This window comes from Barnesiella sp., assembly GCF_022723415.1.
GTDB classification, from domain to species: Bacteria; Bacteroidota; Bacteroidia; order Bacteroidales; family Barnesiellaceae; genus Barnesiella; species Barnesiella intestinihominis.
Genome location: NZ_JAIJHU010000037.1, coordinates 18,401 through 35,301, shown reverse-complemented (window position 1 = coordinate 35,301; position 16,901 = coordinate 18,401). Strand labels below are relative to the sequence as shown.

General features: G+C 42.8%; 14 protein-coding genes and 3 tRNA genes. 9 read left to right on the top strand and 8 right to left on the bottom strand.

Features of this window, described 5'->3' with window-relative positions:
- Nucleotides 1–57 precede the first annotated feature (57 nt).
- Together mnmE and QVD32_RS08710 are read right to left on the bottom strand one after the other, a co-directional pair.
- Complete coding sequence (mnmE, locus tag QVD32_RS08715; protein ID WP_040296088.1) at nucleotides 58–1,464, bottom strand: tRNA uridine-5-carboxymethylaminomethyl(34) synthesis GTPase MnmE; 1,407 nt, start codon at nucleotides 1,462–1,464, stop codon at nucleotides 58–60.
- 8 nt (nucleotides 1,465–1,472) lie between these two features.
- Entirely contained in the window at nucleotides 1,473–2,324 is an 852-nt protein-coding gene (locus tag QVD32_RS08710; protein WP_008861744.1) for a DNA/RNA non-specific endonuclease, read from the bottom strand.
- A gap of 120 nt (nucleotides 2,325–2,444) precedes the next feature.
- On the opposite strand from QVD32_RS08710, the gene pepT reads away from it, so the two are divergent.
- From pepT to QVD32_RS08695, 3 genes are all read left to right on the top strand, one after another.
- Nucleotides 2,445–3,665 (top strand): peptidase T, encoded by a 1,221-nt coding sequence (gene pepT / locus QVD32_RS08705; protein ID WP_008861745.1) that lies wholly within the window; start codon nucleotides 2,445–2,447, stop codon nucleotides 3,663–3,665.
- Between the two features lie 75 nt (nucleotides 3,666–3,740).
- Nucleotides 3,741–4,646, top strand: coding sequence for a tRNA (adenosine(37)-N6)-dimethylallyltransferase MiaA (miaA, locus tag QVD32_RS08700; RefSeq protein ID WP_118687241.1), 906 nt, complete (start codon nucleotides 3,741–3,743; stop codon nucleotides 4,644–4,646).
- Nucleotides 4,647–4,727: 81 nt separating this feature from the next.
- Nucleotides 4,728–4,988, top strand: coding sequence for a 4-fold beta flower protein (locus tag QVD32_RS08695; protein ID WP_008861747.1), 261 nt, complete (start codon nucleotides 4,728–4,730; stop codon nucleotides 4,986–4,988).
- A 26-nt stretch (nucleotides 4,989–5,014) separates the two neighbouring features.
- Here the strand turns inward: QVD32_RS08695 and QVD32_RS08690 are convergent, their stop codons facing one another.
- The 6 genes from QVD32_RS08690 to panC form a co-directional block, all read right to left on the bottom strand.
- Nucleotides 5,015–6,109 (bottom strand): CapA family protein, encoded by a 1,095-nt coding sequence (locus QVD32_RS08690; RefSeq protein ID WP_118687240.1) that lies wholly within the window; start codon nucleotides 6,107–6,109, stop codon nucleotides 5,015–5,017.
- Nucleotides 6,110–6,115: 6 nt separating this feature from the next.
- Entirely contained in the window at nucleotides 6,116–6,997 is an 882-nt protein-coding gene (gene folD / locus QVD32_RS08685; RefSeq protein WP_118687343.1) for a bifunctional methylenetetrahydrofolate dehydrogenase/methenyltetrahydrofolate cyclohydrolase FolD, read from the bottom strand.
- 108 nt (nucleotides 6,998–7,105) lie between these two features.
- Complete coding sequence (gene ffh / locus QVD32_RS08680) at nucleotides 7,106–8,428, bottom strand: signal recognition particle protein (protein ID WP_008861750.1); 1,323 nt, start codon at nucleotides 8,426–8,428, stop codon at nucleotides 7,106–7,108.
- Between the two features lie 194 nt (nucleotides 8,429–8,622).
- A complete protein-coding gene (locus tag QVD32_RS08675) occupies nucleotides 8,623–9,945 on the bottom strand; it encodes an MATE family efflux transporter (protein WP_118687239.1) in 1,323 nt (440 codons plus the stop codon).
- A gap of 77 nt (nucleotides 9,946–10,022) precedes the next feature.
- On the bottom strand, nucleotides 10,023–10,373 hold the full coding sequence (panD, locus tag QVD32_RS08670) for an aspartate 1-decarboxylase (protein WP_008861754.1): 351 nt from the start codon (nucleotides 10,371–10,373) through the stop codon (nucleotides 10,023–10,025).
- An 11-nt stretch (nucleotides 10,374–10,384) separates the two neighbouring features.
- Nucleotides 10,385–11,239 carry a pantoate--beta-alanine ligase gene (panC, locus tag QVD32_RS08665; protein WP_021891419.1) on the bottom strand — a complete coding sequence of 285 codons (855 nt, stop codon included), beginning with the start codon at nucleotides 11,237–11,239 and terminating at the stop codon, nucleotides 10,385–10,387.
- Nucleotides 11,240–11,537: 298 nt separating this feature from the next.
- Between panC and QVD32_RS08660 the strand changes: the two genes are divergently transcribed.
- The 6 genes from QVD32_RS08660 (at nucleotide 11,538) to QVD32_RS08635 (ending at nucleotide 16,889) form a co-directional block, all read left to right on the top strand.
- On the top strand, nucleotides 11,538–12,353 hold the full coding sequence (locus QVD32_RS08660; protein WP_021891417.1) for a glycogen/starch synthase: 816 nt from the start codon (nucleotides 11,538–11,540) through the stop codon (nucleotides 12,351–12,353).
- Between the two features lie 20 nt (nucleotides 12,354–12,373).
- Complete coding sequence (locus QVD32_RS08655; RefSeq protein ID WP_021891416.1) at nucleotides 12,374–13,807, top strand: DUF4270 domain-containing protein; 1,434 nt, start codon at nucleotides 12,374–12,376, stop codon at nucleotides 13,805–13,807.
- A 210-nt stretch (nucleotides 13,808–14,017) separates the two neighbouring features.
- Nucleotides 14,018–14,090 (top strand) — tRNA-Thr (locus tag QVD32_RS08650).
- 289 nt (nucleotides 14,091–14,379) lie between these two features.
- Nucleotides 14,380–14,453 (top strand) — tRNA-Asp (locus QVD32_RS08645).
- A gap of 38 nt (nucleotides 14,454–14,491) precedes the next feature.
- Nucleotides 14,492–14,568: transfer RNA gene (locus tag QVD32_RS08640), tRNA-His, on the top strand.
- 392 nt (nucleotides 14,569–14,960) lie between these two features.
- Nucleotides 14,961–16,889 (top strand): NAD(+) synthase, encoded by a 1,929-nt coding sequence (locus QVD32_RS08635; RefSeq protein WP_021891415.1) that lies wholly within the window; start codon nucleotides 14,961–14,963, stop codon nucleotides 16,887–16,889.
- Nucleotides 16,890–16,901 lie beyond the last annotated feature (12 nt).

The window sequence follows — 16,901 nt, the reverse complement described above, 5'->3', positions numbered from 1 at the left end:
GTAAAGAGCGCCATATCAATCGATTATAATCAATTTAACTCATTGATAATCAGATAGTTACTTGCCTATGCAAAACTTGGAAAATATGGTCCCAAGTATTTCGTCAGTAGAGATTTGACCGGTGATTTCTCCGAGGTAGTGCATGCATTCTCTAATGTCTTGGGCGAGGAAGTCTCCGGAGAGGCCGGATTGTAGACCGTTGAGGGTACGTAGGATTGCGTCGTGGGCATTTAGCAGGGCTTCGTAATGACGTGCGTTGGTGACGATAATGTCATTTTCGCCAGTTTGTGTTGACTGTATGGTATCTGTAAGCTGTTTTTCGAGTACGTCGATATTTTGGTCATGTGAAGCTGAAAGAAAGATGAACGAAGTGTTGGGCTTTTCACGAGTGAGGCGTTTGTATAGGTCTGTGAGCTGTTGTTGGGTTGCGGATCCGATCTTATCTATTTTGTTAAAGGCAACGATGAGGCGTTTATCTGTGCAGTGGGGGAGGACTCTTCCAGCGATTTTTTCAATGTCTTGTGTCGATCCAGTGGCATCAATAAGCCAGATGACGATGTGGGCTTGATCTAGTTTTTGGAAGGTGCGTTCGATCCCCATATTCTCGATGGCATCGTGCGTTTCTCGTATACCGGCAGTGTCGATAAAGCGGAAAGTAATTCCTTGTAATACGACGGTATCTTCGATGACATCGCGGGTTGTACCGTGTATGTCCGAGACGATGGCTTTATCTTCTTTGACAAGGCGGTTGAGCAGTGTCGATTTCCCGGCGTTGGTTTCTCCTATAATGGCAGTAGGTACACCGTTTTTGATGGCATTGCCGAGTGTGAACGAATCGGAAAGGCGCTTAATGACTCGTTCTATTTCACTGGCGAGGTCGGTTAGTTTCTCCCGATCGGCAAATTCTACTTCTTCTTCGCTGAAATCAAGTTCGAGTTCAACGAGCGAGGCGAATGTGAGTAGTTTTTCCCGTAGTTGGATAAGTTCTCGGCTGAATCCTCCACGCATTTGTTGCATAGCTAAACGATGCGAGGCCGCCGAGGTGGAAGCGATAAGGTCGGCCACGGCTTCGGCTTGTGAGAGGTCAAGTTTCCCATTGGTAAAAGCCCTACGGGTAAATTCTCCCGGTTGGGCCAGGCGGCAGCCTGCTCGCAATAGAAGGCTGATGATTTGTTGTTGAATGTAAATCGACCCGTGGCAGGATATCTCGACTGTATCTTCTCCTGTAAATGAATGGGGGGCGATGAAAAGCGTAACGACTACATCGTCAATGGGAGTTTCGTTCTCATCGGCGATTGTTCCGTAGTGTGCTGTATTGGGCTTTGCTTCGGATAGTTTTTTCTTGTTTGCGGTGTGAAATATACGATCGGTTATAATGATAGCGTTTGTTCCGCTTATGCGAATTACGGCAATACCTCCCATACCGGGAGCGGTAGAGATGGCGCAAATCGTATCTTCGGGTATTGGCTTGTTTAGTTTAAGTTCCATATTTCAAGGGATAGGTCGCTTTCTATTTTATGTTCAATACTGTCGGGTAAGTTGTGGAAAAAATCTATTCCGGTCACTCGTTCCACACTGTCGATGGTGATTGCCAACTCTTTTAGAGACGGTTGTTCCGCTTCATTGTCGAATATAAATGCGATTCCTCTGGGCGTGCCGGTATACGGAACAGCGACTACTTTGAAAAAGCGGGCAGGGACGACTATCTCGTGTCGTCCGATTGTCTTTCTCGGAGTAGAAACGATGGGTCCGCAAGTAATGAGTAGTGCACTGTCTCGTTGTACCCATTCACGTATTTGTTCTTCCAGCTCTTTCCAGCGACCTCGGTTTAATTCGGGAATTTGCGGACAGATGTTTGAGAGCAGGAACGATTCTTCCATTGCTGTTTCGTTCCATTTCATATCGGCAGCCGGAGCCATATGTCCCCGGTCGTATCCGCTATACGTGTAATCACGGGTGTCTATCATTGTGCCCACTACATCGTAGTCGGGGGTAAATCGGTTGTTGCGTGTAGCACTACCTTGCAGTTCGTCTTGTAGTAATTCGTAACTTACCCAGTTGGGTTGTTTCCAATGGGAGTTATACGAGACCGTGTAGCCCGTACGGTATAATATTTGTTCCGGTGTACCTTCGGGAGTATGGGCCATTTCAGCATCTTTTACATGACAAAGAGAGTTTGTAAACGATTGTTGAGGATTTTGGGGTTGTTGAGCTTGCTTTATTAGCCACCATATACTGTATGTAACGAGTAATAGCAGAAATAAAGCCCCCCAATTATTTATTTTTTTACTGTTCGATTTTTTCTTTTTTCTCTTTTTAGCCATATCCTCCACTTTTGAATGTGGTCGTGCAAATGTAAGAAAAAATTTTTTTACCTTTGTTCGTCGGTTGGATAATCCATCGACTTAGGTTTAGATCAAGAAAAACCAATAAAAATATATACGATGAATTTAGTAGATCGTTTCCTTCATTATGTGAGCTTCGATACTCAATCGGACGAGCTTACAAACTTGACTCCTAGTACCCCGGGACAGATGCTGTTTGCCCAAAAACTGGCCGAGGAGTTGGAGCGTATAGGCCTTACCGAGGTGACACTCGATGATAACGGGTATCTTATGGCCTCATTGCCTTCAAATATCGATAAAGATGTCCCGGTGGTAGGATTTATAGCCCATTTGGATACTAGTCCCGATATGTCGGGACGGCATGTGAGTCCGCGGATTGTTAAAAATTACGATGGTAAGGATATTGTATTGTGTGCAGAGGAAGATATCGTATTGAAACCTTCGGAGTTTCCCGAACTACATCATTATATAGGTCAAGACCTTATTGTTACGAATGGGAAGACTTTGTTGGGGGCAGACGATAAAGCAGGTATTGCCGAAATTGTAACAGCGATGGAGTATCTTTTGAAACACCCGGAGATTAAACATGGCAAGATACGCATTGCATTCAATCCTGACGAGGAGATAGGCAAAGGAGCGCACAAGTTTAATGTTAAAGCCTTTGGAGCAGATTGGGCCTATACGATGGATGGTGGTGAAATAGGCGAATTGGAGTATGAAAACTTTAATGCGGCTGTGGCTCGAGTGACTTTCAAAGGCCGTAACGTTCACCCGGGATATGCCAAACATAAAATGATAAATTCGATTCGCATAGCCAATCAATATGCTATTATGTTGCCGCGTTGGGAAACTCCCGAACATACCGAAGGTTATGAAGGTTTTTATCATTTGATTTCGTTCGAGGGTAGTGTGGAGAAGACGGTATTGACTTATATTATTCGTGACCATGATCGAGATCGTTTCGAACGCCGTAAGAAGGAACTCGAACATTTAACTCGTAAAATAAATAACGAGTTTCCGGGTTGTGCCAGTATCGAAATAAACGACCAATACTATAATATGCGTGAGAAGGTCGAACCTGTGATGCATATCGTTGATTTGGTATCCGAGGCTATGAGGGCCGTAGATGTTGTTCCGATGGTGAAGCCTGTACGTGGCGGAACCGATGGAGCGCAATTGTCGTTCAAAGGATTGCCTTGTCCCAATATTTTCGCCGGTGGGTTGAACTTTCACGGGCGTTATGAATTCGTGCCCATACAGTCTATGGAAAAAGCTACCGAGGTGATTGTGCAAATTGCCAGAATGGTAGCCGAGAAGTAATAATCTTTGTCGGGTTTGGACAGATATGGAAATTATTTTCCATATCTGTCCCATTTATTTCATAGCGAAAAGTTCATGTCAGGCACACTCATTGTTCTTACAGGGCCTACCGGGGTGGGAAAGACCGAGCTTAGCCTTCCATTGGCAGAGCGGTATGCTTGTCCTATTGTGTCGGCCGATAGTCGGCAGTTCTATGGCGATATACCTACTGGAACGGCGGCTCCTACAATCGAGCAACTGTCGAGGGTCGAACATTATTTCGTAGGACAGTTGGCGTTGTCCGACTATTATAGTGCTTCGTGTTATGAAGAAGACGTCTTGAAGCTGCTTGATAAACTTTTCAAGGCAAATGACTATGTCCTATTGACAGGAGGCTCAATGTTGTATATCGATGCGGTTTGTAAAGGTATCGACGAGATACCTACCATTACCGACGAGATACGTCGTGAGGTTGTGGCGCATTACGAGAAAGTGGGTTTAGCCGTCCTTTGCGAAGAGCTTAAAGTGCTCGATCCAGTATATTATGCAGAGGTTGATTTGAATAATCACAAGCGGGTGATTCATGCGATAGAGATTTGTCGACAGACCGGTGGACGATACAGTGATCTGCGTACTCGTCGGGTGAAATCCCGCCCTTTCCGAATTATAAAAATAGGATTGATTCGTCCACGGGAAGAGCTATTCGAGCGGATAAGTCAGAGAGTGGAACAAATGATTGCCGATGGCTTGGTCGATGAAGCTCGAAGGGTATACCCTTATCGTCATCTTAATTCTTTAAATACAGTGGGCTATAAAGAGTTGTTCGCTTATTTCGATGGGAAGATGACCTTAGAAGAGGCTGTCGAGAAAATCAAGAGAAATACCCGGGTCTATTCCAAGAAACAAGTCACATGGTATAAAAAGGATCTCGATATGAAGTGGTTCTCCCCAGATGATAAGGACGGGATTATCGCTTATATCGACGAGAATTCCGTTTTGTGAAAGACTAATGTGATATTTGTTTATACGTGATCTCGAATGGTATCTTTATAAAAAGGATACAGGATTTATATCTATAAAGTTATGAGAATATTGAAGCCTTTTATGTTGCTAGCTGTTATTGGTGTTTTATATTCCTGTGCAGCTGTTCCTTTACAGACTTATCGCAATGGCTATATCATGGATAAGAATAATGTAGTTGTCGGGTACTATTCGAATGGGCATGTCCTCGATTTGGAAAAGAATATCATCGGATACTATGCAAACGGGTATATTTACGATACTCGCCATGAGGTTATAGGAAATTATGTAAATGGATATATAAAGAACCTGAAATTAAAATAGGTCTGATGTAAATTTCATGTTCTTATTTACTTGAAGGTTGGGTTCACTGGCTCTATCTGGTATTCTGTCACCCCTTTGTTGTATTTTGAAGATATCTCATGGGCTTTTTCCACGAATCCTTTCAGATGAGGCCGATGGGGATGCTCTTTCAATTCTTGTATCGCAGGTACTACCCGGAAGTTTTCTTTTTGTATAGTTGGTCGTCGGGTATAAACAAGTGTGTGTTGTGCCGATTGTAACAGTATTTTTCCCGTGATATCCCGTCGGATAACAACCTTTACCATTGCTCCACCCACCGTATCGCGGGTTTTCATATTGGAGATGAAATTTCCCAGTGAATAGACGATGAGGGCACAAGGGTTCCCTTGTTCGTCGTATCGTAATTCCATAGGTTGTATCACGTGTGGGTGGGCTCCTATAATCAGTTGTACTCCTTCTTTCACCAAAAAGTCTGCCAAATCTTCTTGTCGTTTGTTCGGCAACAGTTGGTATTCATCGCCCCAATGTAGGCAGACAACGATAAGGTCGGCACTCAACGTTTTAGCACGAAAAATGTCTTTTTTTATTTTTTCTTCGTCTATGTAATTGACAATTAATGGAGAGTGTGGCGTAAATCCATTCGTTCCGTACGTGTAATTCAGAAAGGCGATTCGTATTCCTTTTATAGAGGTTATGAACGGATAGAATCTTTCGAATGAGTCTTTTGAATCGTAGGTCCCTATATGGTCTGCTCCGATAGAGTCGAGTATATGCAATGTGCGTATAGCCCCTCGGGTATAACGGTCGAGACAGTGATTGTTGGCGGTAAGGAAAAGGTCGAATCCTGCGTTTTGTAATGCGATTGGAAATTCGTCCGGCGCAGAAAAACAGGGATAACCGGTGTAAGGTTGTCCGCCGATGGGTGATTCTAAATTGACGACTGCATAATCCGCCGCAGCTATTTCGTGAGTAATGTCTGCAAAACAAGGTGAATAATCGTATGCCTCGCCTTGTTTTGCAGATTGTATTTGGGCTTTATGTTGCATAGCATCGCCAGCGAAAAGAAGAGAAACTTCGGTAGCGGGTACTACCGGAGCTTGTCCTAAAATGAGCGGTGCTAAAAAAGATATAAGCCCTATCATACGAGTTTAGGGATAGATTGCTTTTTTCCCGGCCAACAGGGTGTTACGCATGAGCGACACGATAGTCATAGGGCCTACTCCACCGGGAACGGGGGTGATAAAAGAGCACTTGGGAGCTACTTCGTCGAATTTTACGTCTCCGGTGAGCTTGAATCCCGATTTTTTTGTAGCATCAGGAACTCGGGTCGTACCCACATCAATGATTACGACACCCTCTTTTACCATATCGGCAGTGACGAATTCGGGAGAACCGAGTGCGGCGATAATAATGTCGGCCGTACGGCATATCTCTTTGATGTTGGGGGTTGCACTATGACATACGGTTACCGTGGTATTGCCCGGATAAGCCTTTTGCATCATGAGTGTAGCTACCGGTTTGCCAACAATGTTGCTTCGTCCCAGTACCACACAATGTTTTCCTTTGGTCTCTATTTCGTAGCGGGCAAGCAACTCCATGATTCCGGCGGGTGTAGCCGATACGAAACAGGGCAACCCGATGGACATGCGCCCTACATTGACCGGGTGAAATCCGTCGACATCTTTCCGGTAGTCGATAGCTTCGATCACCTTTTGTTCCGAGATGTGTTTGGGCAAGGGTAGTTGGATGATAAATCCGTCGATATCGGGGTCGTTGTTCAGTTCGTTTACTTTGTTCAAGAGTTCTTCTTCGGTAACATCGCTTTCATAGCGAACGAGAGTCGATTTGAACCCGCATTGTTCGCAGGCTTTTACTTTGTGCGCCACGTATGTTTCACTCCCACCGTCGTGTCCCACTAGAACAGCTGCTAAATGAGGCCGTTTGCCTCCGGTACTGCAAATATATTCTACCTCTTGGGCGATTTCTTGTTTTATACGGTCGGCCACCGCTTTTCCATCGATTAGTTGCATAATATTGAGGTTTTGTAAAAAAACTACCGGATACACTCCCTTTTTTGCCTATCGGCAATCGATTAGAATCGGGAGTGTATCCGGTAGTTTCATGTTGAGTGATTAAAATTATCTTCTTTTGAATCCTTTCATCATGGCTCCTTTGTTTTGGGTAACCATTCGCATCATTTTGCGGGTTTGGTCGAACTGCTTGATAAGTCGGTTCACCTCTTGTATCGAAGTTCCGCTACCTGCGGCGATACGTTGTCGGCGGCTACCGTTGAGCAGTTCGGGGTTGCTGCGTTCTTTGGGGGTCATCGAGTAAATAATCGCTTCGATACTTTTGAAAGCATTGTCATCGATGTCCATGTCCTTGATCGCTTTTCCCACACCGGGAATCATAGAAGCCAAATCTTTGAGATTACCCATTTTTTTGATTTGGTGTATCTGGCTGAGGAAGTCGTTAAAGTCGAATTGGTTTTTGGCAATTTTCTTTTGTAATCGTTTGGCTTCTTCCTCGTCGTATTGTTCTTGGGCTCGTTCTACCAAAGAGACGATATCGCCCATACCCAAGATACGGTCGGCCATACGAGCCGGGTGGAAGTAATCTATGGCTTCGAGTTTTTCGCCGGTTCCTACAAATTTGATGGGCTTGTCGACTACGGTGCGGATAGAGAGTGCCGCACCGCCACGGGTGTCGCCGTCCAATTTGGTGAGAACTACTCCGTCGAAATCGAGACGATCGTTAAATTCTTTGGCTGTGTTGACCGCGTCTTGTCCGGTCATGGAGTCAACGACGAACAAGGTCTCGGTCGGGTTGATTTTTTTCTTGATAGCCTCGATTTCGTTCATCATTTGCTCGTCGATAGCCAAACGTCCTGCCGTGTCGACGATAACCAAATCGAAATGATTTTCTTTGGCATATTTTACGGCATTGGCGGAAATGCTCACAGGGTCTTTGCTATCTTCCTCGGTATAAACCGGTACATCGATTTGTTCACCTAAGACCTTTAATTGCTCGATAGCGGCAGGGCGATATACGTCGCAAGCAACCAGCAAGGGGCGTTTCCCTTTTTTCGATTTTAGCATTTTTGCCAACTTACCGGAGAACGTGGTTTTACCCGAACCCTGTAATCCTGACATGAGGATAATCGACGGATTTTGCGACAGGTTTACTTCGGCGGTTTCTCCACCCATCAAGGTCGCCAGTTCGTCGTGTACGATCTTCACCATCAATTGTCCCGGCTTCACGGCGGTGAGTACGTCTTGCCCCAATGCTTTGGTTTTTACCGTGTCGGTAAATTGTTTGGCTACTTTGTAGTTGACGTCGGCATCGAGTAGTGCGCGTCGTACGTCTTTCAGCGTTTCGGCGACGTTGATTTCGGTGATTTTACCTTCACCTTTCAGTATTTTAAAAGACCGTTCGAGTCTTTCACTAAGGTTTTCAAACATAGTTTTATAACAATATTTTTACACAGATGGATAAATCGTTGCGAAATTACTCAAAATCGTCGGAATATGCGAATAAAAATATAAGAATAACATCTTTGAACATACGACAGGGCTTGGAACAATTGTTTGAGAGATAAAATATATTTTCTATAAATGGGATTTAAAGATTTCTATTATTTAAATAGGTAAATTCTTTATATCTTCTTCGCTTTCCAGTTCGCTTTTTTGAAAAAGAGGAACGATAGGAATAGTTTGAATCCCCAATAGACGTACTCTACTGTCCAACAAAAGGCTATGTCTACTTGAAGGGTAACGATAATCCAATAAATAGCCAGCGTATAGAAAACGATCGTGGTCATTTCGATGAGAAAAGCCGTACGAGTGTCGCCGGTTCCCGATACAGATTGAAAGAGTATATTTCCCGGTAGGGCTATAAGGTAGAACGACGACATGACATAGACCGAATGTGTACATTCGGCGATAAGCGAGCTATCGTTGGTATAGATGAGGAGTATCCAATGAGGAGCTAAGCATAGCAAGGCAATGAGGGGTAATACTATGGCGTAACACATTTTGACGATACGCCGCACGATTGGAATTACATCGTCGGCACGGCGGGCTCCCATAGCATTGCTCACGAGGGTACAGGCTGTCGCTCCAAAAGCATTGACCGGCATGAACAGCAGGGTAGAGGTACTGCGGATAATGTTGGAAATGGCCAGTGGAAGTTCTCCCAAGTGTTCGACGGCTACGAAAAAGAGAAACCATGTGCCTATGGTGAGAAAGTAGAGAATCATGCTCCATACCGATACATTCAGTATTTCGCGAATGAGGCCGAATCCTCCGGAACGAAATCGGAACAGTTGGTATTTTCCCCGATCTATATAAAAGAACGTGTAGAGGAAAAAGTGCAATGCGGCTGTCGCTTCTGCCAAAACGGATCCGAGTGCGGCTCCGGCAATACCCATTTCGGGTGCACCGAAGTGCCCGAATACAAAAATGTAGTTGAATACGACATTGGCGACAGTCATGATGACTGCATTCATCATCAGTACTTTGGTGCGGGTGACAGCTACGAAAAAGGCCCGGAACATCACCCCGATAGAAGTGAACAGGAGTCCGAATATCCGATATTGCATGTAATCTTCTCCGGCTTGACATACGGCAGTGGAGGAGATGAGGACTTTCAACATTTGTGGGGTCCCTATAAGAGAGGCGAAGATGAGGATTATTGAAAATATTTCCAAAAAGAGAATACCTTGCCCCATGATAGGGCCCAAAGTCCCATATTTGGCTTCACCGTTTCTACGAGCCATGAGAATTTGTGCTCCGGTGCTAAATCCGAAAGTGACCATATAGAAAGCAAGATACAATACTCCGGCTAAGGCGGAGGCTCCTAATTCTACTTGTCCGACACGCCCCATAAAAGCCGTATCGGTGATGTTGATGAGGTTTTGTACAAAAAGGCTTACTAATATGGGGAGAGAGATTCTCCAAATTTCTTTACGACTATACATGTAGGAGGTGAAGATGGTTATATATTAAAAAAGCCCACCTGACGAATCAGGTAGGCATTCGCAAGCGATATTCTTTATTATATGAGTTTATTGGTCGCTGTATCTGGGAAGATAACAGCCGGCGTAAAACTTTTTGCCTCTTCGGGAGTCATTAGAGCATAGGCCATAATGATGACGATGTCTCCCGGTTGCACTTTTCGGGCGGCGGCTCCATTAAGACATATTACTCCTGAACCTCGTTCGCCTTTTATGACATAAGTCTCGAATCGTTCTCCATTGTTGTTGTTTACGATGGAGACTTTTTCATTGGCAATAATGTTCGCCGCATCCATTAAATCTTCGTCGATCGTGATACTTCCGATATAATTCAGATTTGCTTGGGTGACGGTGACTCTGTGAATTTTTGATTTTACGACCTCTATAAACATGGTTTCATAAGTTATTGTTCGGGGCGTCGATATGCGATGTTGTCGATTAATCTCACCTCTCCGTTATATACGGTAATACAACCTACTATATAATCGCTGTCGTTCCAGTCTGCGATAGGCTGTAACGTGTTTCCATCGACTATTTCGTAGTATTCTACTCTCATTTCCGGTATTGCATCGATGGTAGAGATTACTTCATCGATAGTCTCTTTCACCGAATGGCTGGCTGCAAAGGTACGACTTTTAAATAATGTCTCTGCTATTTTGGGTGCATTTCTTCTTTGAGACTCTGTCAATCGAGTATTACGGCTGCTTAGGGCTAATCCGTCTGATTCGCGTACGATAGGGACAGCTATGATGTTGAATGTATAGCCCATTTGAGCGGCCATAGCTCGTATAACGGCAATTTGCTGAAAATCTTTTTCTCCGAAGTAGGCATTATCGGGATTGACTATATCGAAGAGTTTACTGACGATTTGAGCCACTCCGTTGAAATGTCCCGGTCGGTATTTACCTTCCATGACTTCCGCTACTTTTCCCAAGTGAAATATCCGGGTATCTTCGGTCGGATAGATTTCTTCTACCGAAGGAGCGAAAGCATAATCACAATTTACCGATTCGAGTAATTGACAGTCCTTGTCGAGCGTGCGGGGGTAAAGTAACAAATCATTTTTGTCGTTGAATTGGGTGGGGTTGACGAATATGCTGACTACTGTCACGTCATTATTAGCCACGCTGGTCTTTGCCAGTTGCAGATGTCCGTTGTGTAAAGCGCCCATTGTTGGGACGAGACCTATCTTTTTCCCGGCATTTCTGTCCGAATCGAGTTGCTTGCATAATTCGGCTATTGTTGTGAATACTTTCATAATTGAACATTGGTTGAAAAAATTGTGCAAAAGAAACAAATAAAACCCAAACGACGAAGATAAAGCTGTATTTTTTTATGGAGAGTAACCTTAAATGTTTCTTTTTGAAAGGGAAATATAGGGCGTCTGACGATTTTTTGGTGTTAATACTTCTAATATTTGGAGGGTTACGCTATTTTTTTTATTATCTTTGCAGAAAGATGCAAAAGTGGGCTGTATCTTGGCCTGACTGGTTAAATTCGTTTCAAGCCACGGGTATGCCATTTTTGCAAAATAAATTGAGTTTAAGAGGAGCAGAATGAAAGAAGCCAAAGTCCTATTTATTGCACAGGAGATTACCCCTTATCTGCCAGAATCGGAAATCGCTAATATTTGTCGAAATTTACCGCAAGGTATTCAGGATAGAGGGCATGAGATACGTACCTTTATGCCTAAGTACGGTTCTATTAACGAGCGTCGTAATCAATTGCACGAGGTGATTCGGTTGTCGGGAATGAATTTAATAATCGATGATACAGATCATCCTCTTATTATTAAAGTCGCTTCGATACAATCGGCTCGTATGCAGGTCTATTTTATAGACAACGATGATTATTTTCAACGTAATGCCGACGGGGTAGTCGACGAGGATATGCGTCCCGATAATGACGAACGGAGTATTTTCTTTGTCAGAGGGGTTATGGAGACCGTGAAAAAGTTGCGTTGGACTCCTGATATTATTCACTGTCACGGTTGGATAACGGCGTTGACTCCTTTGTATATTAAGAAAAGTTATGCCGAAGATCCTTCTTTTCGGGATGCGAAGGTGATATATTCGTTATACGATAATGGTTTCAAGACTCCATTCGACCCCAATTTTGCTGCAAAATTGAAGTTGGAGGGGATACAAGACACCGATATACCTTTTGCGGTAGGAGAGTCTATCGATCCTGTTGTTCTTAATAAATTGGCTATACAGTATTCCGACGGTGTGATTCAAGCCAGTCGAAATATAAATTCGGAAATTACGGATTATGTACAAAAAACGGGCATTCCTTTCTTGGGGTATCAAGACCCTGAAAATTATATAGATGCCTATAATGATTTTTATAATAAAATTGTAGGTAACGAATAACGTCAGTTACTAAATAGAAAATGAAAATATTTAGATTTTTACCGATAGCTTTTGCGATAGTTTTAGGTTTATCTTCTTGTGGAGACGAAAATAGCGCAATCGGTTCTTCGATAGTCGATACGAATATTGAAATTGTGGTGGACTCTTCTTTTCAAGAGTTGATAACGGTTGAGTCTGTTCCGAATGATAGTGTCGTTGGAAGAACTATAACACAATTAATCGGGCGTATTTCTATTCCGGGATATGGTAGGTTAGAAACCGATTTTCTTACCCAGTTTATGCCGGCTGCAAACTTTGATACGGTTGGTGTGAATAAACTCGATTCTTTGATTTTATATTTAAGTTACAATACAGAATCCTTTACAGGAGATTCTTTGGCCCCTATGCAGTTGAGTGTATATCCGTTGGATAAACGGTTGGAGTCGCCTGTATATAGCGGTATCGATCCGGCGGAATATTATAATGCACAAGCTGCACCGGTTGCTTTGACAAGTTATAATGCTTCGTTTTTAGGATTACCGGATTCTCTTATAGAACTCGGCTATAAGATGATTCGGGTGAAATTACCCGATGAAATGGCTGACCGTTTTTATCAGAAATATAAAGAAGATCCAACTGTATTTTCGTCTCCCAGTAGGTTTACACAATATTTTCCTGGTTTTTATGTAAAGACATCTTATGGAAGCGGGTGTGTTGTGAATGTCCAAAATACGGTAATGAATTTACATTACACCAAAACAACCGTGATTAATGATAAGGATTCTACATATAACTCGACTCAAACTCTAATGGCGGTAACTCCCGAAATAACAACGGGAAACCATATAAAATTGGAAATAGATGCGGAGATAAAAAACGAAATATCTTCGGGGAAGGTCTATTTACAAGCCCCGGCAGGGTTAAATGTTTTGATTCACTTTCCAACGCGTAAAATTATTGAGACTTTTGAAGATGCAGTAGGGGGAAGTGGTAGTGGTAGTGCTTCGACTGTACAAGGACTTGTGAACTCGTTGACTTTACGTATTCCCGTAAAGACGGTTTCTAGTAATTATAAGCTTGATCCTCCGCAATTTTTGCTGTTTATTCGTAAATCTGAGTTGCAAGAGTTTTTCGAAAAGAAAAAACTACCTGACAATGTGAATACATTTTATGCTAAGTATGATAGTGATGCCCATGTTTATAATTTTACGGGATTGAGGACCTTTATCAATAATATTATAGAAAAGAAACGGACGGGTACTGAAATCACAGATGCCGATGAGGAAATCGTTCTTGTACCGGTGTCTGTGTATAGCGAAACGGTATCTTCCGGTGGAAGTTATTACTATTATTCTTACAATGAGAAGGAGGTAGTTACCGATGTTGTTCCCTATATTTCTGCTCCATCATTGGCGTTAGTCGATGTAGATAACATTAAGTTGCGATTAACATATAGTAAACAGGATATGAAATAATTCTCTTTATATTTGAATACAAGAGGGAGAGATAAAATTTATCTCTCCCTCTTGTGTATTGTTGTGTTTAGTATTTTCATACATAGAAATCTCGTTAGAGATTTTCAAGGAAAACAGGAGAATGAATTTCTTTTTTTTTGTTTGGTAAGAAAAAAATAGAGAAAAAGAGTTGCGGTGTTTCTTTAAATATATTACCTTTGCACCGCAATTGCCACAATAGCTCAGTTGGTAGAGCATTTCATTCGTAACGAAAAGGTCCCGGGTTCGAGTCCCGGTCGTGGCTCAGGAAAAGAGATTCAACTTACTTTTCAAATAGTTGAATCTCTTTTCTTTTTATATAAAAGTTTAGAAATCATCATATATAGCTTTTACGATTGAGGTATAATCGAGTCTTTGGTTGGCTTTGAAAGTTCTGTTGGTTATTCATGGGTATCGGTTTTGAGAGAATGAAAATAGTAAAAGCCTGTGTTTAGGGTAGATAAGGTAGAGGTGAATTTTTTTTGTAATTTTCTTAGGAAAGATGTTGCGTAGAAATAAAAAAAGATCTATCTTTGCCGTCGCAAAACGAAACTGGTGCGGTAGTTCAGCTGGTTAGAATACATGCCTGTCACGCATGGGGTCGCGGGTTCGAGTCCCGTCCGCACCGCAGTAAAGAGATAAAATTCTTTATAACCAATTAAAATGGTGCTTGTAGCTCAGTTGGTTAGAGCATCGGATTGTGGTTCCGAGGGTCGTGGGTTCGAGCCCCATCTAGCACCCCAAAAGAAAAGGCGAGAGTTATTTACTCTCGCCTTTTCTTTTAGAGGGAAGTCTCTCAAATGAGATATTACATTTTTCTCCTGTGTTGCGTTAGCGAAATTATCGGCTGAGTCCTAAAAATATCAATGATTATACTTTTGTGAATGAGGGCTGGACTGGGTAAGGAGAAATAAAAAATTCTATTTCCCATTTTGTTTGGGCTAAACCTGTGTTTATATTTGTGGAATATAGGAGGTGTTTTGGCAAAAAAACTTAAACAAGTTCAGGTTTTTGCAGTTGACTTTCGCTATATTTGTAAAATATAGGATGCGGTTCGGCAGAGTCAAATTGGAAATGTGATTTCCGTTTGCCTTTGCGCTCACCTTTCGCTATATTTGTCAAAACTAATCAAAGTATGGGACAAAATTTTGGATTTGTAAAAGTGGCAGCGGCGATTCCTCGTGTGGAGATAGCCGATTGTATATATAATGAGAGAGAAATATATAATCAGATAATAGAGGCTGTTCATCGAAATGTACAAATTATTGTTTTCCCGGAACTTTCTATAACAGCCTACACTTGCGGCGATTTATTCGGCCATACGCTTTTATTGGAACAGGCTCGAAAGGCTTTGTCTCTGTTGGTGGAGGAGACTAGCGATTATCCGATATTATGTATCGTGGGAATGCCTGTGGCTGCTGGGAATTGTTTATATAATTGTGCCGTAGTATTCCAGTCGGGTAAAATATTGGGAGTCGTTCCCAAAAGTTATTTGCCCAATTATAAGGAATTTTATGAGGAACGTTGGTTTACTTCTGGTATTTCGGCAACGATCGATACTATTGAACTATGTGGTGATAGAGTTCCGTTCGGTACAGATTTATTATTTGAGAGTGCAGGTGTTGTCGTGGGAGTAGAATTGTGCGAAGATTTATGGGTCCCTATACCTCCCAGTTCATATCTTGTACAGCAAGGTGCAGATATTATAGTAAATTTGTCGGCTACGAATGAGTTGATAGGGAAACACTCTTATCTTCTTTCTCTTGTCCGGCAACAATCGGCGAGGTGTGTGGCTGGATATGTTTATGCTTCGGCCGGGTTTGGAGAGTCTTCTACCGATTTGGTATTTGCAGGGAATGGCCTTGTTGTAGAGAATGGTAGTATTCTTGCCGAATCGAAGCGTTTTTCTTCAACGCCTCAACTTGTAGTAAGTGAAATCGATGTGGAGCGGTTGCGTACGGAGAGAAGAGTGATGACTTCGTTTGCAAAGGGTGCTTGGGCACATGGCAGAGATGCACGTTTCATTCCGTTTGTCTTGAACGATATTCCATTGCGGTTGACTCGTAAGGTGGGGGCTTTCCCTTTTGTGCCTTCCGATTCGTTTGTCTTGAACGAACGTTGTGCCGAAATACTCGATATACAAAGTTCGGGGTTAGCCAAGAGGTTAGTACATACCCAAGCTCAAAGTGTGGTTCTCGGTATTTCGGGCGGTTTAGATTCGACATTGGCTTTGTTGGTCGCAGTCAGAACACTCGATAAACTCGGTTGGAATCGAGAGAAGATAATAGGTGTGACTATGCCGGGATTTGGGACAACAGGTCGTACCTATCATAATGCTATGATGTTAATGCGTTCGTTGGGTATAACTATTCGGGAAATTTCTATTCGGGAGGCTTGTGAGCTTCATTTTAAAGATATTGACCACGATATTTCAATCCAAGATATTACTTACGAAAATTCCCAAGCGCGGGAACGTACACAAATTTTGATGGATATAGCGAACCAGACCGGAGGATTGGTTATAGGAACCGGGGATTTGTCTGAATTGGCATTAGGTTGGGCCACATATAATGGTGATCACATGTCGATGTATGCTATCTCAACAAGTATTCCCAAAACTTTGGTTAAGTATTTGGTGAGCTGGGTTGCCGAGAATGAGCTGGTAGGCGAGGCGCGGGATACGTTGATCGATATTGTCAATACTCCTATTAGTCCAGAATTGATACCTGCCGATGAAAATGGAGAGATAAAGCAGAAGACCGAGGATTTGGTAGGTCCCTATGCTCTGCATGATTTTTTCTTGTATAATATGTTGCGATTCGGTTTCTCTCCTGCCAAATTATATTTCCTTGCCCAATATGCTTTCGAAGGGGTGTATGAGCCGGATACGATAAAAAAGTGGCTGAAAATATTCTGTCGGAGATTTTTTAATCAACAATTCAAGAGGTCGTGTCTTCCCGATGGTCCAAAGGTGGGAACGGTAAGTCTTTCTCCTCGCGGGGATTGGCGGATGCCTAGTGATGCGTCGAGTGCCATGTGGCAGAAAGAGTGTGACGAGTTATAATCTGTTTTTCCT